Below are 19,944 nucleotides of genomic sequence, written 5' to 3'. Positions count from 1 at the left end.
TCATTTTACTATAATGAGAGAAATACAATTCAGAGAAGCGCTAAGAGAGGCCATGGTCGAAGAAATGCGCAGCGACGAGAATATATACCTAATGGGTGAAGAGGTTGCCGAATATAACGGCGCGTACAAGGTAAGCCAGGGAATGCTGGACGAATTTGGCGCAAAGCGTGTTATAGATACGCCCATCTCTGAATTGGGTTTTGCCGGTATCGGTATTGGCTCGGCAATGAACGGCTTACGCCCCATCATCGAGTTCATGACTTTCAACTTTTCACTGGTAGCTATCGACCAGATCATCAATGGCGCTGCCAAAATGATGTCAATGAGCGGCGGCCAGTTTTCGGTGCCGATTGTTTTCCGCGGCCCTACCGGTAATGCAGGTATGCTTAGCTCACAGCACAGCCAGTGTTTTGAAAACTGGTATGCTAACTGCCCTGGCTTAAAAGTGGTTGTACCATCAAACCCATACGATGCTAAAGGTTTATTAAAATCAGCTATCCTTGATCCCGATCCGGTTATTTTTATGGAGTCGGAGTTAATGTATGGCGATAAAGGTGAAGTGCCTGAAGAAACTTACTATATCCCATTGGGTAAAGCAAAAGTAGTTAAAGAAGGTACTGATGTTACTTTAGTTGGCTTTGGCAAGATCATGAAAGTGGTTATCGCTGCTGCTGCCGAACTTGAAAAAGAAGGTATCCACGCTGAGGTGATCGACCTGCGTACTGTACGCCCTATCGATTATGCTACAGTTATTGAATCGGTAAAGAAAACAAACCGCCTGGTAATTATTGAAGAAAGCTGGCCGTTAGGTTCAATTGCTACCGAGGTTGCTTTCAAAGTTCAAAAAGATGCGTTCGATTACCTTGACGCTCCTATCCTGCGTATCATGGGCGGTGACGTTCCGCTTCCTTACGCTCCAACTTTGATCCAGGAGTACCTGCCAAACCCTGAAAGGGTGATCAAAGCGGTTAAAGAAGTGATGTACGTTACCAAGTAATCGTTTTAATATAAAATATGTAAAGAGCCCGATACATTTTGTGGCCGTTGCGCAACAGGGCTTAAAATGGCTGAATAATTAAATTGCAAAGCAAATGATTATTCGGCCATTTGCTTTTATAGTCAATGCTGAAAGCAGTTAGTATGTTTGCTATCTTCAATAAACAGGCCGATAATGTATTGATTACGGCATCAGAATGGTTTCCCGGTAGCTTTCTTTTTCTTCTTCTGATTTTTGCAGGTATACCATTGACAAGTTTTTTAAGGTTATATGCAATGGCGGCCATGATCATACATTTATTGGCCAATTCGAGCCCTTTTGTGTTTACCTGTTTCATGCCTGTAAAATTGATCAGGGTGCCCAGTACCGGTTCTACCGTACTTTGTCTTACTTTCCTGGCCTTGCTCCCTTGTCGGGTTTGCATGCGTTCATGCATTTCTATATAAAGGTCTTTAGCTACGGAATCCTTAAACACTTTAAAGCCTTGCAGATTAGCGCAGGTGCTTTTAAGCGGACAGTCCCTGCAATCTTTAACACTGGTACGATATATCTTATGGGTATTATCGTTCTCTGCTTTTTTGAAGTTGTGAAAAGTAAGGTATTTGCCTTCAGGACAAACATACCGGTCTTGCTCCCCGTCATAACTGAAGCCCTGCCGGCTTTCCCTGCTTTGACATCCTGGCCTGTTAGGTATGAAGCCTTTAATATGATTACCAGCTAAAAACAGAAGCGCCGCTTCACCGCTATAACCTGTATCGGCAAGCACATCTTCTATTTCCATGCCATTATCTTTAAGGTTTCCGGCGACATGGGTAAGGATCTCAGGTAGGCATGGTGCATCTCCTTTATCTGCATGGAAGGCCTGGATGTGTGTAATAACGTGGTTTTGTGTATCTACGCTTACATGAGCCGAATAGTTCAGCCGTGTTGTTTTTCCGGGTTTCACCGATAACCGGGCATCAGGGTCTGATGGGCTGTAACGCTTGCTGTTCGCTTTCTTATCAACTTTAGCATTCTTTCTCGGCTTAGGCTTAGTGTTTTCATCCGGTATGTCCCCAGCCGGGGCTTCATCATTATGATCGTCCAATTGCTTGCCATAAGTTGCCGCATCATTCATGATCTCGCGTTCTACCAAACTTGACATAGCTGCATTGGCTTTGACAAATGCGCTATCGATAGCCTGTCTTTTACCTGCTACCAAACCTGCATCAATACACTTTTTCAGAACCTGTTTAAAGACAGCTGTAAACTCCTCTTCTCCGTAAAGCTGGCGTGTGCGGCTTAATGTCGAATGCCAGGGAAGTTCTTCATCCAGATCATATCCTATAAAATAGAGGATATCCATGCGCATACGTGAGGTAGCAATAATGCGCCTATCGCTATTCAGGTTCTCTAAATAACCAACAAGCATTAGTTTGAAAAACACAACCGGGTCAATGCTCTTTTGACCCTCTGTACCATAATATTTGCTGGTCGTATCATAAACAAAGTTCAGATCGAGTATACTTTTCAAACGCCTGTAGAAGTTATCTGCTGGAACGTAGTCTGAAAGCTGAAACCGGATAAAGAGCTTTTCCTGATAATCTTTTTTGCCTTGCATATCCTTAATATACAAAACAAATATCTGATTGTCAAATGTTTATAAAAAAACTAACCCAATCGAACTTTATTCGACTGGGTTAGTTGAAAACCTCAGTTTAGTTGCGCAACGGCCACGAGAATACCGGGCTCTTTATTTTTTGAAACTTTATTTTAGCTGCCCGCTTTGCCACATTTCAATCATCTTAATGGCTATTATTGGGGGATTTGTAAAAAATGCCTACTTTTAAAAATTAACATTTTTGAACATGCGATACACCTACTTTAAAGCATTTAAACCCTTATTTTTTATTGTATCGGCGCTGGTATTCACTGGCAATGTTGCCTCGGCACAAACCCAGGCGGCAACTTCGGCCGCGGCTCCGGTAACCGGGGTACAAACCTTTATTGATAAGTTTTTTAAAGAATACGACAAGCAAGGCACGGCCCGTGCAGTGATTGATATTTTTAAAAGCAACAAGCAGATGGATTCAACCCGGCTTACCGGGATTATTGTCAAAATAGATTCCATGCGAAGTGTAATAGGCAAATATCTCGGCAAGGACCTGATCATGCAACGCAAGGCTTCAAACAGCCTGGTACTGTACAGCTATCTGCTTAAACACGAAGGCCAACCGGCCCGCATGACGTTTATGTTTTACAAACCCAAAAATGAATGGGAGATCTACCGCCTCTACTTTGATGTAGACGTTGACGGTGAACTTGCCGAATCATCAAGAGTAACGGGGAAACCTTAGTTTGAGCTGAAAGCCGAAGGCAGAAAGCTAAAAGCTTTTTAACTTACAGATTAGCTTTAAGCATTCTGCTCTTTTTCTCCAAAGCTTTAAGCCTTCGGCTTTCTGCTTTAAGCTTAATCTACTAATATATTCTCGCCAAACTTTTGCGAAACCGTGGTATCCCCGCGGCTTTCAATTTTTATCACCAGCGAATTGTCGTACTTAATTTTTTCAATCAACTGAATTTTTGTGCCTATCCCTATGTTCAGCCGTTGAAGGTATTGCAAAAATGAACTGCTGGTGTCACGCACGGCGGCAACATGGCTTTGGGCACCAGGTTTAAGCTCAGAAAGGCTTACGGAATAGGATTTAGGCACTTTACCGTTCGCCTTTGGTATAGGGTCACCATGCGGGTCATATTCGGGAAAGCCCAGGAATTTATCCAGCCTGTCGGCAAGGGTGGCATCGTTAATGTGTTCCAGTTCTTCGGCAATATCGTGGATCTCATCCCAGTGATAGCCTAATTTCTCCAGTAAAAAAACTTCCCAGAGTCGATGGCGGCGTACAATTAATGTAGCATCCTTTAAGCCCTGCTGGGTTAACCTTACACCATTCTTTTTATCATATTCTATCAATTGTTTTTCGGTAAGCTTACGGATCATATCTACCACCGAGGCTGGGTTATTGCTGAGTGATTCGGCAATAGCGGTGGGCGTTATTTTAAAATCCTTTCCTTGTAATGCAAGGCGATAAATAGCTTTTAAATAGTTTTCTTCCGAAAGCGTATACATCAGTAATCAATTTGATAAAATACAAACATAAGCAAAAGTAAAGCGCTTATTACATCATGAACGTTAGGTAGTGCCTCAGCTTAAAAGAAAATACTCCGGATAAAACTTTTGAAGATTGGTTTGTATTATAATTGTATATGGATATTCAACTTTGTATTCTTCTTCAAAATCCTCCGGTGGGGGTAGATTTCGGAATTCAAAAGGGTAGCGGAACCGGATATGAAACCATTCAGACACAACGATCCGATGGGCTGGATATCCAATTTAATCTGACGATTCAATTAAAAAGCGATCCGCAGAAGATTAATGAACCTCGATTTTCAGGACCGTTTGTACAGGGAAAGCCTGTAAGTCAGTTTATTTATATTGACGTTGGTGAATATGCAGGCCAAGTGGGAGGCTGGAGCCGCAGGGTTAAAATTCCACTTTCCGGAGTAACCTGGGATATGATAACCCAGCTTAGCCATCATCAAACTGCATTCCTTATAACGAGCTTTCCGGGAACAGCAAAAGACGGCAGTCCCATTTGTGCTACGGTCAAACCATTTGAAGGCTGGAAGGTAAATATGCCTTAAACTGAGCCTCAATGAACTTATAGATATGCCTTAGAAACAAAATAGACCCCCTTTTCAGGAAGCCTATGCTATATAATAATGTTTATTAGTGATGTCCGTGACCACCGCCGTGACCATGTCCGCCGTCACCACCGTGACCGCCACCATGACCATGATCACCGCCACCGTGCCATCCGCCTCTGTTTGGGTTACCGCCATGCCATCCGCGGTCGCCGCCGCGCCAGTGATTGGCATATCTTACATCACGGCTGTTGCGGATGATCACCTGATCATGACGGCCGCGATAGCCTGAATAATGGTCCCTGTAGTACGCGTTGCGTATCCATGGGTTACGCTCATTTACCACAACTTTATATCCATTGTAAACATTATAGTTACGATACCTTACAGGTAAATACCTGCGGTGTACCCATACGTTGTTTTCATAGTAAATATAATTATGGGTTGGCACATCGTAGTAAGCATCAATATCAGGCATGTAATAGTAGTCAACATGATCATAGCCTACAGGGCCCCAATCGGGCTGACTACCTATGTTGATCCCTAAACCAATACTAACCTGTGCAGAAGCTATTTTTGCAGAGAAGCAGCTTAACAAAATAACTGCCGATAAAATCATCTTTTTCATAACGCGTGTAATAAGTTATATTTATATGACTATGGTTAAAGCCCTTGGTTTAACCTGTCTTAATATCTGTTGCTCCATTTATTCAAAACAAATGCCATTGTAATGGCAACCTTAGTGTAATGAAGCAAGCTCAATTAATTGTAACACAGCAAATGTTAGTTATTTTCCGTCTTAATTAAATGAGCAATATTCCAAATTAAAAAAACTGTTTTTTGTTATCATTCGGTTAATAATTATATGGTAAATAAAAGCTTTCCGGGATTCCCGGAGCCCTGCTTTAGCCATTGCAATACTGTATGCAAAAACATACGAAAATAGCTGCATAAAAAAAGCCACCCTAACCGGGTGGCTTGAAATATTGATAGCTAAACTACAATTATTGTTTAGGCGGCGCGGGCTGATCGGCCGGTGCTTTGCCTATCAGGTCCATAAACTGATCCAATTTTGGTGTTATGATAATTTGCGTACGCCTGTTTTGTGCTTTACCACTCGGGGTTGAGTTATCCGCGATAGGATTATACTCACCGCGGCCACCGGCAGTTAAACGTTTAGGATCAACCTGGTAAGTGGTTTGCAGGGCCTGCACTACTGATGAGGCACGTAAAGCACTTAAATCCCAGTTGTTACGGATATTTTTCTGCGAAATAGGAACATTATCTGTGTTACCTTCAATCAGCACGTCATAATTGCTATAGTCCATAATGATCTTGGCTATCTTGCTTAAAGTTGCACCCGCCTTATCAGATATTTCATAACTACCCGATTTATACAGCATGTTATCAGATAATGAAATGTAAACCACTCCTTTCAAAACCTTTACATCAACATCCTGGGTTTCCTGCGGAGTTAATGAGCGGGTAAGGTTGTTGGTCAACACCATGTTAAGCGAATCGCTTTTGTTTTTAGCGTTAACCAGTTGTTGTATGTAGCGGTTTGAAGCATTGATCTCATCAACCAGCTTTGATATGTTCACATTGCCCTGACTGCTTGAGTTTAAACATTTGTTCAAAGCATCCTGCAAAGCGGTTACATTTGTTTTTTGCTGCTCAATTTGCTCTTCAAGGCTTTTGTTACGGCTACGTGCTACGGCAAGGGCCTGTTCGCTGGTTTGGTATTTAATGCTCAGGTCTTTGGTACTGTTTTGCAATTGGGTGTAATTAGCATCCAGCTCTTTGTATTTTTTGCTGCTTACACAGCTTTGGCCTAATACTGCTGTTACAAGCAGCGCCAAAATGGATATTCGGTATTTCATGGTGTAATTTGATTTAAATCGTTTAACAATAAATCGGTTAACTAAGTAACGAATATAATGTTTGTTTATAGCTAAACCTAAGTAAACAAACTATAAAAGTTAACCCAAATGTGACATAAACGGGCAACTTTTGTGCCGAAGGCCAACTATGCCCCTAAGGGAAGATATAAGGGGAATTGCAAGAAAAAAGGACTGTCCTTTTTAGGGGACAGTCCTTCATAAAAACAATCAAAAATATAGCTATGCAAACTTTAATCGCGGTGGCCATTGCCGTGTTTGTCATGACCATCATGACCGCGCTTATTCCCGTTTGATTTGTATTTTACGTCAACCCTGCGCACGGTTTTACGTTCAACCCAATGGTTACGGTATTTTTCATCGTGGCTATCACGAATTACAACCTGATCATGACGGCCTTTGTATGAAGCATATTTACGTTTGTAAACATCGTTCCTAATCCAAGGGGTGCGCTCGTTAACTACTACCTTGTAGCTGCGATATACATCATAGTTACCAAAACGTGGCGGCAACATAGCCCCATGAACCCAAACATTATTATCAAAATAAACATACTGGTGGGCATTGATATCGTAATAAGAATCAATATCGGGCAGGTAATAATAATCTACATGGTCATAACCTACGGGGCCCCAGGCAGGTTGGCTACCGATATTAATATTTAAGCTTATTTGGGCGCTGGCTATTTTTACAGTTAAGCTGCTTAATAAAATAGCAGCTGTTAAAATTATCTTTTTCATGTTGTGTTATTGTTTTGTTTGTAGGTATGACAATAACCGTGCATAAAAGTTTAACCCGTTACATGTTGCAACGGGTAACTAATTGGATACAATGTATATTTTGAATTGAAACAGACTGGTGTTCAGCTTATTCGTCGTCGCTATCTTTATCGGCTGCTTTTTTAGCGGCCATGGCCAATACAGGTTTTCCGATAACTTTATAGAAGCCTTCGCCTTTTAGTATTGATACCAGCTGGGCCTTGTCCTGCATCGTTTTTACGCTCTGCGCAAGTTCCTTATCGTATTTAAAGTTGGTTTCGTAACGGCCTTTTTCGTAGTAATAGCGTGATGCTATTTCGTTTTCCAGTACTTGTTTTATTTCGTCCTTGTGTTGAATGAGGTCATTCTTTTTGCTGGCAATAAGTTTGGTTTTCAAGCCTTCATACTCGGCCTGGATATCGTTGAACTGTTTATCCTTTGTGGCTTCAACTTTTAAGGAGGTTAACAATTTTTCGGATGCGGTGGTGTAGCTATAGTTTTTATCGGCCAGGTATTTTATAAAGTCATTGTATTCACCGTCAGATAGCGTAAACGAACGGGCATCGGCAATTTTAGCGTGCTTATCGTGGTAAACTGTGGCATAATCAAATATCAGCAGTTTGCCCACCAATGCCTGGGTAACATTAGCAAATTTTTCCTGTTTAATAAACAGGTCTGGGTAAATGCCGCTGCCGTCATAAACAGAACGGCCGTTCTTTGTTTTAAATTCATGGATCAGCGAATCGGCAACTTTTACCACACTGCCATCATCCTTACGGTGGGTATAATCCAGCTCCTGGATACAACGGCCCGAAGGCACATAGTATTTGGCAATGGTAATTTTTACCAGGCTATTGTATGGTAAATTGAAAGTTTGCTGTACCAGGCCTTTGCCATAACTGCGCTGCCCGATGATCACCGCGCGGTCGAGGTCCTGCAGAGCGCCGGCAACAATTTCACTTGCCGATGCCGAATGGCTGTTTACCAATACCACCAAAGGCAAATCAGGTTCGAGCGGTGCGCTGATGGTGCTGTAAGTAAAGTTCTTTTCCTTTATCTTCCCTTTTTGCGATACGATCTCCACATCTTTCTGCACAAAAAGGTTCACTATTTTTACGGCTTCCTGTAAAATACCGCCGCCGTTTGAGCGAAGATCAAGAATGATACCGCTGGGATTTTTCTTTTTTAGCTCCACGAGGGCATTGGTAACTTCGGCAGCCGAATTTTCAAGAAACTTATCCAGTTTAATGTATCCCATGTTGCCATCAACCATGCCAAAGTACGATACATTGGGCTGTTTGATCTCGTCACGAACCAGGTTCTTTTCAAATGGCTGAGGTGTATTATCCCGTTTGATGAACAGTTTTATGGCCGCACCCTTTGAGCCTTTCAGCAGTTGGCTCACCTGGTCATTATTCTTGCCGTTAAGGTCAACATCGTTTATCTTCAGGAGCTGATCGCCGGGGTGTACATCTCCTTTTTGGGCCGGGAAGCCCGCAAACACTTCCGATACAAATACTTTACCGTTACGCAAAAAAATACTGGCGCCAATGCCGCCATACTGGGTACTTACGTAATGCAGCTTATAATCTTCAATTTCCGATTCGGGCACAAACTCGGTATAAGGATCAAGGCCATCGAGCATGGCATCAACGCCGGTTTTTACCAGCTTGGCCGAATTGATATCATCAACATAATTGATATTAACCTCTTTATAAACAGAGGCAAAAACATCAAGGTTCTTAGAGATCTGGAACAGGTCGTCATTAAAACCCACTATACCCGCGGCCAGCAAGGCAATACCTGCAAATAAGCCTGCTCTTTTGTATTCTTTTTTGAACACTAAACCCTGTTTCATCATTTATCCTCGAAAAAAATAAAAATACAAAAAAGCTATCCAGTTTGTATAACCGCAGTGTCTATTTTACAGTCGGTTGGTATCAATATTCACGAGGGCCTTTTTTAGGGTAAAAACCACATATTTACGATCGCGGTTTACCAGGTCCATCAGTTTGGTAATCAAGCTTTCTTCCTGTCCTTCGCTGTATTTTAACTGCTCGTCTGTAAGGTGGTTGTATTTACGTTGAATCTTAATTTTTACGCGTTCCCAATCCTTGTTGGTAATACTGATTTCAGCCATGTTCAATTTATTTTCAGCAAAAATATAAAAAATACCAAGTTGCTACTGCTAATTGTTTGGCTCGTGTATTGATAATACGTAATACGGCTCAAATATGGGCCGGGTTATAACCAAAGTAAATTAATAGCGTAGGGCCGTATACAATTTAAAGGATAACGTGCGTTTATGGCTTTACATTTAACATCTAAAATCATGAAAAAGTATCTATTAAGTGCAGTATTGCTGATAGCTGTAAGCATCAGTGCAAAAGCACAATTTTCTTTAGGCGTAAAAGGAGGTGTCAATTTTTCAAAAATTGGCTCCGATAATTTTAACGACAAAAACCTGACTGGCTACCAGGCTGGTTTATTTGCCCGCGTAGGCAACGGCGTTTACTTACAGCCAGAGCTTTACCTGAGCGGCACCGGCGGTAAATTTGAATCAAATGATAATAATACCGCATTTAGTGGCAAGGTAAGGTTCACTAACCTGAATGTGCCATTATTGGTAGGTAAGTCATTCGGCCAAAAAGATCTGAACTTCCGCATTATGGCAGGTCCTATTTATACTTACACGCTTGATCAAAGCACCAGCGTAAGTAATAACGTAGGTAATGCATTCAATAATTTTAACAAAAGCAATATTGGTTTCCAGGCCGGGGCCGGTGTTGATATAGGTTCAATCACTGCCGATTTGCGTTACGAAGGCGGCTTAACCAAAGTGAGCGACAGTTTTGCTAAACGCCAAAACCTTTGGGCACTGAGTGTGGGCTTTAAGATTTTTTAAGTTGATAATGTCCGCGAGGACATGTTGATTAATATAAAACAGGGCTGTCATAAATCATGAACAGCCCTGTTTTATATCTAGTTAAAAGTAATTACCTATGATTAGGTTGTAATCTCTATCTAATGATAGTAACATACCCACTAAAAGGTTGGATTTTATTATCCAGTTTAACAATATAATAATAGGTTGATACCGGCAATAATTTTCCTTTATAAGTCCCGTCCCAGGGTTTACCATATCCTTTTGTATCATATACCGCCTGCCCATAACGGGTGAAAATCCTCACAGAACAATTAGGATAGTTGGATAAAGCAGGAATGCTCCAAAAATCATTTATTCCATCGCCATTTGGGCTAAATGTATTGGGTATAGTAACATTTAGAAGTTGTACCGTTATTTTAATTGGGCTACTTGTTACCGGTATGCTACAGGCATCGGTGCTGGTAATTATGCAAGTTATTTCATCATTGTTTTTTAATTGGTTGGTGTTAAATATATAACTGTTGCCATTTGGAGCATTTATGTCGTTTACCTGCCATTGGTAGTTGCTTACCATACTTGCATTTGATGACGTAGCTACAAAACTAACCAGGGCGCCTTCATAAATGTTATTTTCGGAAGCACTTATTGAAACCGTTAATGAAGGACCCGAGTTGCCAATTATGTCTGCTGAAATGACGTTTGATGTTGCATAGGCGTTAACGAGACAGGGGCTGCTGGTATTGATTATATCGCAGCTCACTTTGTCGTTATTGCTGAGTGTTTTAGTGGTAAAAGTGGGTAATCCATTTCCTGCCGGTATGCCATTAACTTTCCACTGGTAAATTACATTGCCGCCTGCAGGAGTTGGCACCGCTGCGAAGCTGATAGATGTACCGCTGCATACCGGGGTTTGAACGGACGACGTAATAACCACTGATGGGGTTTTATAAGGCAAAAAGATTATGTTGGTTATATTATTTGAACTGGCTGATAATGTGCAGGAGCCAACTTCAGTGATAGTACAGGCGAAAACATCCGTAGCTGTAGCCGAAGTTATTGTGAGTACCGGACTGTTTGTTCCTGTATTTACGCCATTTATCTGCCATTGATAATTTATTGTGCCGCCCGACGTATGTGTTGGAGTTGCGGTAAAGTTAATGGATGTCCCCTCGCATACAGGACTATTATCGACGACTATAGTTACTGCTGGACTAACCGGCAAAATAACGGTTAGTTGCTGTGACACAGTGGCGGCATTGTGCAAGTCGTCACCGCTTTGATTTGCCGTAATAATAGTGGATCCGGGGCCTGTAATATGGATTAGTCCCTGGGCATTTATGGTAGCGACGGCAGGATTGCTGGTGGTATACATTACAGGTATTGTAGCATTGCTCCTGCTAACATTGGCATTGAAGTCGGCGGTACAGGTAGTTTTGTTTGCAAACGGAGGGAAAGCGAGCAAGAGGTTCTCCTTAATCGTAAAAGTTTCAGGAACCGGAGTTGCCGGGTCATAATTATCATTGCGATTTTGCGAAGCAGTTATTACCGTTACACCCGGAGCAATAACATGGATCAAGCCGTTTGCATCTACATAAGCAACAGCGGGATTACTGCTTGTATAGATAATAGGAGTTTCAGTATTTGTACTTGTTGCGCCCGGATGCAGAATATTATCATTATCGATATTCATTGTTTCGGGAGGCGGGAAAGTAATTATTGACGGCAGTTTTTGGCTATTTGCCGACAATATCGACACGGTGCTGCCTGCGTTGTTTCCAACAATAAGATCGGGCCTGCCGTTTCCATCTATGTCACCCATAACAGCGCTTCTTGGATAATTACCAGTCGCAAAATCCAATTTGTTATTAAAATTAATACTGCCCGACGAACTGCTGTTTATAAGTACCGATATCGAATTATCAACCTGGTTGGTTACGGCAAGGTCTGGTTTACCATCTCCATTGATATCTCCGGCGCAGATACTAAAAGGGTTTTGGCCTGTAGAAAAATCCTGTCTGCTTACAAAAGAAACTGAACCTGCCGAGCTATTGTTTTTCCATACTGAAACACTTCCAGGCAAATTATTATCAGCAACTGCAATATCCGGTTTTAAATCTCCATCAAAATCTAAAACTACCACACTTTCAGCCCCTCCGCCACTTGATGGCACACTGTAGTCAATTTTCGCATCAAAATTGATGGTGCTGCCGGCAGAGGTATTTTTAAATACCGAGACAAAACCGTCCTGACTGGCCACAATAAGATCTGCTTTGCCATCTAAATTTACGTCGGTAGCGCTGATCCCTCTGGAATTGGTTAATGAAGGAAAATCCCTTTCTGCTAAAAAAGAAATCGGGCCATTTGGCGGCGTTGAATTAGTGTATATCGAAATGTACGATGGATAACTATACTCGTTGGTAACTGCCAGATCAGGTTTACCATCCCCATTAAAATCAGCAATCGCGATAGCGTAGGGACTTTGCCCTGTATTAAATGTAACAGCATTATCAAAATTTATCTGATTATTAGCAGACGTATTTTTGAATATAGAAATAGTGTTGTTACCAAAGTTTGCAACTACAGCATCTGGTTTACCATCCCCATCTAAATCATCAACAGCTAAGCCATTTGAATAATTATTTACTGCTTTTTGAGTAGCGAGTGTGAAGACTGGTACACCCAGCTGGCTGTTATTCTTTAAAAACGAAACATTATTGCCGCCACTGTTAACGCATACAATATCGGCCTTACCGTCTCCGTCCAAATCCTTTATGGCAAGACCATAAGGGTAATTACCCGATTGAAAATCAATCTTTCCGTTTAATGAACTGGCGGTAAAAGGTGTACTATTAAACGTTATAATAAAAGGCTGTTTGGAGTAACAGGTAAGTCTATTATTGGTAACAGTAATGGGCTGACAAGTTGCACCTTTGGGAGCGCTAACAGTTAAATGTGTATTACTTGCCGATATAATATTTGCCTTTACCGGTCCAAAATAAACCGTATTACCGGAAGCATTTGCATTAAAGTTGGCGCCATCGAGATTAACAATTGTACCAACAGGACCGCTTGAAGGGGAAAATGCATTTATAGCCGGAGCCTGGCCATTGGCGTTAACTGATATAAGTAGCAGAAATGATAATAAAAAGGCACCGATCCGTTGTAATATCATAAGAAGTGCAAGGTTCAAGTTCAAAATTTGCACTAAGATATAATATTAAAAACGATCCGAAACCATCTTAATAATGCCGACGCATTAACAACAAAATCAAAAAACCGTATCATTTATTTTATGATACGGTTTTTTGATTTTGTAGATCTAAATAAAATTATGCCAGCGAATAGTATGATAATCTCGTAACTCCCCCCGCCATAACACGTGAAAGCTACTTCGCACTAAACACAACTGATGTTACCCCTGCTGTCATAGCGGCTTTACTTGTCGGTTTGTATATAAAGAACAGCTTATGCATTTTACCGTCAGTTACCGGCGTAAGTACCAGGTGAACAGCGCCGCCTTTAGCATCCTTAGCAGGCACAGGCATACTTCCTTTACCTGCAAGGGCTCCTGTTTCCGAATCGAGCCTTAATTCAAAATTAAGCGGAGCAGTAGGTGGTGCTTGCCAGAAATTGGTTAGGTTAATGGAGCGTACGCCTGTTAAATCGATATTCTCCAATGCAAACCAACCGTCGGTAGCCGGATAGATCATCAGGTTAATGCCATTGTATTTAAAGGCGGTAAACCCGTTGAATTTTTCGGTGCCTTTAAACTGGTAAGTACTGCTGTTTAACGATACAATGCTGCTACCTGTTAATTTCTTAATATCGTTACCGCCATTATCAGTGTATTTGGCCGATAACACTAAGGCTGCCGACTGCTGTTTTTCAGGCGGAGCAGGCATAATAGTGCCAGATGCAGCTAACGAAGGTTTCTGATTGCTGTTATCGAGCGAAAGCACCCAGTTAATGATCTGATCAAGGTCGCCCTGCTTAATGTTTGGATGGGCAGACATAGCTGTTTCACCCCAAACACCGGCACCACCTTTAATTACCTTTTGGGTGAGTTTGGCCATGGCATTAGGATCTTTTTTGTATCTGGCCGCAACCTGAACAAATGACGGGCCTATTGATTTACCGTCTTCCTTATGGCAGCTTTTGCAATCCATAGTTAACATGAGTGTTTTACCGCGGTTTTCGGGTTCGCCTTGCTCATGCTGCGTGGCTGATTGTGCTTTATCGAAGCCTTCGATATAATCAAGCCCAACATAAATACGTTTTGGATCTATCGCTTTGGTGTCAGGTCCATCGGTTACGTTAACCGCATATTTGAACGGCACGCCAGGCAGGTAGAACGATTTATTACCACCACTGATATTGATGCTAACAGTTGGTTGTTCGTTACCTGCGTAAACACTAACCGGCGCACTTTTGCTTGCTGCACCTTTATCGTCTTTTGCTTCAACAGTAATTTTGTAATCGCCAACTGTTGTGTAAGTATAGCTAAGCGATGGGGTGGTTGTTTCTTTAGTTACACCATTACCCAGGTTCCAGGTGTAAGAAATATTATCTTTTTCCGGATCAGCGGCTTTGGCAGTCAACTTAACAGTAAAAGGCAGTACGCCAGATGTTTTATCAGCTTTAAAAGATGAAATTTCGGGAGGACGGTTGCCTGAAATATAGTCAATACGGAACAGGCCAGCATCCGGGTTATGTGAAAACCAACCGCTGCCGTACTCCAAACCATAAAGCCTGCCATCTGGGCCAACTTCCATATCAATCATGGAGTTTACCTTCAATTTAGGGAAGAAAGGTTCCATCTTATCAAAATCACCTTCTGGAGTTAGCGTGATGGCCTTTATCCAACCGCGCATCCAATCGTATGCTAAAAACTTACCGTTGTAATAATCAGGCAGGCGGGTTTCTTCCGGGAACATATCTGTATAATAAACCGGACCAGCCATAGCGTTACGACCGCCGGTACCAACCTGCGGAAAATCTGCCGATGGGCCATAAGGATACCAGATAAATGCAGGTTGCGCCGGCGGCAGATCGGTTAAACCTGTGTTATTACGCGAGTTATTAACCGGGTGCTTAGGATCAAACGCCGGGCCCGATTTGCCTGTGGCATAATCATAAAGGTGGTACGGTTTGTTATCGCCTACAAAATATGGCCAGCCAAAGTTACCCGCTTTTTTAGCCTGGTTAACCTCGTCGTATCCCATGGGGCCACGGTTGTCAAGGCTGTCATTGTGCGCATCCGGACCCACTTCGCCCCAGTACAGGTAGCCGTTTTTCTGATCTACCGAAATCCGGTATGGGTTCCTGTCGCCCATTACATAAATCTCCGGGCGGGTTTTTGGCGTACCTTTCGGGAACAGGTTGCCTTCGGGGATTTCATATGTGCCGTCATCTTTAAGGTTGATACGCATAATTTTACCGCGAAGGTCATTGGTATTACCAGCCGAGCGGCGGGCATCAAACTGCAGGTGACCCGGCCTGTCATCAAGCGGTGCATAACCGCTGCTTACGTACTTCTGTCCTTTTTCGTCAAACGGAGTTGAGTTATCTCCGGCCGAGAAGAACAGGGTTTTATCAGGCCCAGGACCGAATGCTATCGAGCCACCTGTGTGGCAGCAGATATCACGCTGGGCTTTCACCTCCAAAATAACCTTCTCCGTTTTTTTATCCAGGGTATCGTTTTTAAACGTAAACCTCGAAAGGCGGTTTACCGAACTATCGGCAGGACTATAATAAATATAAATCCAGTTGTTTTTTTCAAACTCAGGGTCTTTAGCCAGTCCAAGCATCCCTTCTTCGGCATTTACATTGGGCACATGGGCTTTCCAATACACATCAAAAAAACCAACCTGTTTCACCTTCTGCGTATCGTGCTTGTACAGCATGATCTCGCCGCGGCGCTGGATCACCATAATATCTAGGTTCGGCAATATGGTCATCTCGGTTGGCTCAAAAAATTCGCCGGTTGATAATTGTGTCTTTTTAAAGCGATCCTCATCGGGTGGCAGTTGGGTTTTAGCCTTGCTGTAATCCAATTCCTTATTTTCGCCTATGGCATATTTAATACCGGCAAGCAGCATTTTCAGGTAGCCTGTTTCTTTATAACTTTCGTCGGTATGGCCCATAGCTGTATAAAACGCACGCCCCCCGTCAAAATCATGATACCAGGTGGCAGGGTGGTTGCCCATACGCTTCCCTCCTTTGTAACTGTTTTCATCAAGGGTAATGAGTACATGTACATCTGTGGCTAATGGCTTGCGGAAACTGTAAAACTCATCGGTACGTTTCCATACTTTAGGCAGATCTTTAGTTGCATCATTGTTGGCGTCAACTATATTATAAGTACCGGGCTGTACATTCGGGTTTTTATCATGGATACCCGGGTGGTCATAAAACCAGGCGCCAACCAGGCGACCATACCACCCCCAGTCATATTCTGTATCGGCGGCAGCATGAATGCCTACATAACCGCCCCCCGCTTGGATATAACGTTCAAAGGCCGCTTCCTGCCTGTAATCAAGTACATCGGCAGTAGTGCTTAAGAAAATAACAGTTGAATACTTTTTGAGGGTATCCTCGTTAAACATTGCCGAGTTTTTTGTAGTGTCTACCTCAAAGCCATTTTCGGCGCCAAGCTTTTTGATAGCGGCTATACCTGCATTGATGGATACATGGTGAAAGCCCATTGTTTTTGAAAAGATAAGCACGCGCGGTTTATTGGGGCGTGTTTTGTTACAGGATAAGTAAATGCAGCTGAATGCCACAAGAACCATCAGGACGATTTTTTTCATATCGACTTAATTGCAGATTGGGTTAATTGGTGTTCGGATCGGTTTCAGGACTCAAGGCAGCAATATACCACAATCGATTGCAATAAATTGCTGCCTACCAAATTTATAACTAAATCTTTACGAAACAATATGCAATGTGTAAAAATGACACATTATTTTTACTGTAATTCTGACGGTTTTTGCTATGCCCGGTCATGTACAGAAAAGTTATTTCTTTTCCTGCTTTTGTCGGCAGGTGCCCGTGAAGATATCAGGATGATGTTATGCGAATTGGCTTAAGCTGATTACAATATTTTGGAGAATGCAAAATAAAAAAGCTGTAAAAACAGCAAAGCCCCTGATGGGCAGGGGCCTTTACTAACCAATTATAAACCTAAATTATGAGAAGAGCTGTAGGAGAAGGAGTCGAACCTTCACGGAGTGGTTATTTTTATTGCTAAAAGTTTCCCAATTTCTCCGCCACCGCGACAAGGAGGTGTGTCTGCCAAAAATTTCACCATCCTACAGTATTGTAAGTCTTAAGTCGTTAGTCTGAAGTTCTAAGTCTTTTGACTTAAGACTTCTGACTTTGTACTTAAACTTGCTGTTGGGGAAGGATTCGAACCTTCACAGAGTGGTTAGCCCGCTTCGGGTTTTCCATGATCTCCGCCACCGGGACAAGGAGGTGTGTCTGCCAAAAATTTCACCACCCAACATTGTTTTTACTTTAAAGAACATTAAGCATTTCCCTTTTGCTTGATACAAATTTAATAGGACTATCTATTTCTTGCAAATATTTCAACAAAAATATTTTATTTTTAATCGAATTTTAATTAAACTTGTATTTCAATATAGATATTCAAATTTATGTCCCACAGAAAAGCTCAAAATTTAGAAATTGATAATCTTGACATCCAGATTTTATCAATATTAATGAAAAATGCTACCACTCCATACACCGAGATAGCTAAAGAGTTGATTGTTTCTGGCGGAACCATACACGTGCGGATGAAAAAGTTAGAGGAGATGGGTGTAATAAAAGGGGCCAGCCTTGAGGTAGATCCGCAAAAGTTAGGATATGACATCACTGCATTCCTGGGTATTTACCTCGAAAAAGGATCACAGTATAATGAAGCTGTAAAGCAATTAAAAACAATTAAAGAAATTGTCGAGTTGCATTACACTACCGGCGAATGGAGCATTTTTGCTAAAATTGTATGTCATGATACCACTCACCTGCGTGAAGTTTTGAACGAGCAGATCCAGGGTGTAAGAGGCATTCAACGTACCGAAACCTTCATTTCGCTTGAAGAAAGTATCAGGAGGCAAATAACGCTGGAATAAATTTTTACTCAAATTATTGAAACGCCTACAGCCTGGTTTTTACCGGGCTATAGGCGTTTGTTTTATGAAAACCTCAAATTGATTACCCAAAAACGGACTATTGAGCGTTAAAAGGGAAAATTCATGACCCGATTACCATGTCACCCTTACTGTAGTGAAAGATTTTCCGGCATAATCAACATCATAATAATTTTGATTCACATTATCCTGGCTCCAAATCAACGCGTTATTTTCCGTTGCACTGGTCCTGTAAATCCTTATAGTACTTATATTGCCGCCAAAGTACAGCCTAACCCTGTTTTGGGGATCAGTATTCCAGTTAACTACATTAATATCGGCCTTGTTTGAGGTTGTAAAAGCGCTTACGTTATCCGCTCCAAAGTTCGTTATGCCGGTTAAGGTTGTAGGAATATAATTTTCGTTAAGCAGGTTAGCCGTATATTGTTGAAAAACGTAGTAATTTTTCTTTCGTACCGCCGGCGCTCCCCAGGGAGTATACAGCAGCCCGCCAAAATTAGTTTCAGGATTACCCCATTCAAAATACAGCCAGCCTTTGGCTCCGCCCCTAAAGGCATCATGAAATTTATTAACAAGGTCAAGGGCAGCCGTTAATTCATCCGGTGTAGTTCCCATACCAAAGCCAGCATGCCACTCCGTCATATACAGGCCCTTTGCACCCGCTGATGAAGAGGCTGATGAAAAGTTAGCAGCAGAACTATTGAAATATTGATGAGTGGTGAAAAGACTTACGTTCCCCGAGGCATTAAGCCCCGAAACATATGATCCGGTATGGGTTACATCAATACAATCCGGAGATGCAAAAACAGGTACAGAGATACTCAATGACTGTAATTTAGTTTTAAGCCATCCGGCAGTGCTTGTATATACACTTTGGGCTTGCGCTGTGGTAAACTCCGCCGATTCATAGGCTATACCCGAAGACGGATAATCGGGCTCATTCATTAAGCTCAAATAATTAACAGTTATTCCATTGTCTTTTAGATTTTTAATATGAGCATACAAAAATTCGCCGAACTCGCTATAAGCATTGGTTACACTGGCATTAAGCGTTCCTCCATTATTAACGCTATTGTTAGTTTTCAAATATTTAGGCGGAGATAATACAATAGCCCAAACTTTAATAGCCGGATTTGTAAGCTGCGCTTTTTTTAACGCTGTTATCTGGTCAACCAGGTTAGAATTGCCGGTAAAATTAAATTTAGAAAAATCGGTGTTATTCGGGTCTGTGTTATCATTCACATCCTCCACCCCATCAGCTCTAAGTACAATTTTAAAAACATTTACATTAAGGTCATGCCAAAGCCAGTTGCTTGCATCAGTAAAATTAGTTATCCCGTTTACCAGGTGCCCACTATAAAAATAGCAGCCCGCCCCTATAAGGTCAATCTTCTGGAGGGGGCTTCCTATTCCTACAGTTATGCTTCCCCCGCTTTGAACGGAATTTATAACTGGCTGATTCACTCGTTGCTGTGCAGGAGGCACAGCATTTTTACGACAGGACAAAACAGCGCAAGCCAGTGTCACAGCTATTGCTGAAAGGATTTGATTCTTTCTCATAAACTTTTCTTTG

Annotated in this window: 15 protein-coding genes and 1 tRNA gene; 5 read left to right on the top strand and 11 right to left on the bottom strand. The window is 42.0% G+C overall.

The genetic code is table 11. The features are described 5' to 3' along the window. Positions 1-13 precede the first annotated feature (13 nt). The gene (locus DIU38_RS29005; RefSeq protein ID WP_090532123.1) at positions 14-997 is read left to right on the top strand and encodes a pyruvate dehydrogenase complex E1 component subunit beta; all 984 of its coding nucleotides are present in this window, start codon (positions 14-16) and stop codon (positions 995-997) included. A gap of 61 nt (positions 998-1,058) precedes the next feature. Here DIU38_RS29005 and DIU38_RS29000 read toward each other — a convergent pair whose 3' ends face one another. Then, entirely contained in the window at positions 1,059-2,597 is a 1,539-nt protein-coding gene (locus tag DIU38_RS29000; protein ID WP_112658366.1) for an IS1182 family transposase, read from the bottom strand. 247 nt (positions 2,598-2,844) lie between these two features. On the opposite strand from DIU38_RS29000, the gene DIU38_RS28995 reads away from it, so the two are divergent. After that, positions 2,845-3,333, top strand: coding sequence for a hypothetical protein (locus DIU38_RS28995; protein WP_112653553.1), 489 nt, complete (start codon positions 2,845-2,847; stop codon positions 3,331-3,333). A 113-nt stretch (positions 3,334-3,446) separates the two neighbouring features. Here DIU38_RS28995 and DIU38_RS28990 read toward each other — a convergent pair whose 3' ends face one another. Then, positions 3,447-4,103, bottom strand: coding sequence for a metal-dependent transcriptional regulator (locus DIU38_RS28990; RefSeq protein ID WP_112653552.1), 657 nt, complete (start codon positions 4,101-4,103; stop codon positions 3,447-3,449). A gap of 137 nt (positions 4,104-4,240) precedes the next feature. Between DIU38_RS28990 and DIU38_RS28985 the strand changes: the two genes are divergently transcribed. Beyond that, entirely contained in the window at positions 4,241-4,678 is a 438-nt protein-coding gene (locus DIU38_RS28985; protein WP_112653551.1) for a DUF5990 family protein, read from the top strand. 85 nt (positions 4,679-4,763) lie between these two features. On the opposite strand, the gene DIU38_RS28980 is transcribed toward DIU38_RS28985, so the two are convergent. From DIU38_RS28980 to DIU38_RS28960, 5 genes are all read right to left on the bottom strand, one after another. Then, positions 4,764-5,306, bottom strand: coding sequence for a hypothetical protein (locus DIU38_RS28980; protein ID WP_208057663.1), 543 nt, complete (start codon positions 5,304-5,306; stop codon positions 4,764-4,766). A gap of 376 nt (positions 5,307-5,682) precedes the next feature. Beyond that, positions 5,683-6,558 (bottom strand): OmpA/MotB family protein, encoded by an 876-nt coding sequence (locus DIU38_RS28975; protein ID WP_112653550.1) that lies wholly within the window; start codon positions 6,556-6,558, stop codon positions 5,683-5,685. 251 nt (positions 6,559-6,809) lie between these two features. Further along, positions 6,810-7,316, bottom strand: a complete 507-nt coding sequence (locus tag DIU38_RS28970; RefSeq protein ID WP_112653549.1) for a hypothetical protein — start codon at positions 7,314-7,316, stop codon at positions 6,810-6,812. A 127-nt stretch (positions 7,317-7,443) separates the two neighbouring features. Continuing rightward, positions 7,444-9,192 (bottom strand): S41 family peptidase, encoded by a 1,749-nt coding sequence (locus DIU38_RS28965; protein WP_112653548.1) that lies wholly within the window; start codon positions 9,190-9,192, stop codon positions 7,444-7,446. Between the two features lie 66 nt (positions 9,193-9,258). Beyond that, positions 9,259-9,474: a hypothetical protein gene (locus DIU38_RS28960; RefSeq protein ID WP_090532134.1), complete on the bottom strand. Its 216-nt coding sequence runs from the start codon at positions 9,472-9,474 to the stop codon at positions 9,259-9,261. 192 nt (positions 9,475-9,666) lie between these two features. Here DIU38_RS28960 and DIU38_RS28955 point away from each other — a divergent pair, with 192 nt between their 5' ends. Beyond that, the gene (locus DIU38_RS28955) at positions 9,667-10,239 is read left to right on the top strand and encodes a porin family protein (protein ID WP_112653554.1); all 573 of its coding nucleotides are present in this window, start codon (positions 9,667-9,669) and stop codon (positions 10,237-10,239) included. A 115-nt stretch (positions 10,240-10,354) separates the two neighbouring features. On the opposite strand, the gene DIU38_RS28950 is transcribed toward DIU38_RS28955, so the two are convergent. The 3 genes from DIU38_RS28950 to DIU38_RS28940 all read right to left on the bottom strand — a co-directional run bounded on the left by DIU38_RS28950 (position 10,355) and on the right by DIU38_RS28940 (position 17,725). Then, positions 10,355-13,393, bottom strand: coding sequence for an FG-GAP-like repeat-containing protein (locus tag DIU38_RS28950; RefSeq protein ID WP_112653547.1), 3,039 nt, complete (start codon positions 13,391-13,393; stop codon positions 10,355-10,357). A 214-nt stretch (positions 13,394-13,607) separates the two neighbouring features. After that, on the bottom strand, positions 13,608-17,030 hold the full coding sequence (locus DIU38_RS28945; protein ID WP_112656130.1) for a ThuA domain-containing protein: 3,423 nt from the start codon (positions 17,028-17,030) through the stop codon (positions 13,608-13,610). Positions 17,031-17,613: 583 nt separating this feature from the next. Then, positions 17,614-17,725 (bottom strand) — tRNA-Asp (locus DIU38_RS28940). A 151-nt stretch (positions 17,726-17,876) separates the two neighbouring features. Between DIU38_RS28940 and DIU38_RS28935 the strand changes: the two genes are divergently transcribed. Continuing rightward, on the top strand, positions 17,877-18,353 hold the full coding sequence (locus tag DIU38_RS28935; RefSeq protein ID WP_090532141.1) for an Lrp/AsnC ligand binding domain-containing protein: 477 nt from the start codon (positions 17,877-17,879) through the stop codon (positions 18,351-18,353). 132 nt (positions 18,354-18,485) lie between these two features. Here the strand turns inward: DIU38_RS28935 and DIU38_RS28930 are convergent, their stop codons facing one another. Beyond that, positions 18,486-19,931 (bottom strand): glycoside hydrolase, encoded by a 1,446-nt coding sequence (locus tag DIU38_RS28930; protein ID WP_167516308.1) that lies wholly within the window; start codon positions 19,929-19,931, stop codon positions 18,486-18,488. Between the last annotated feature and the right edge of the window lie 13 nt (positions 19,932-19,944).

Origin of the sequence: Mucilaginibacter metallidurans (genome assembly GCF_003286435.2) — a bacterium.
In the GTDB taxonomy this organism is placed as follows: Bacteria; Bacteroidota; Bacteroidia; order Sphingobacteriales; family Sphingobacteriaceae; genus Mucilaginibacter; species Mucilaginibacter gossypii.
This window is presented reverse-complemented; position numbering and strand designations above follow the sequence as displayed.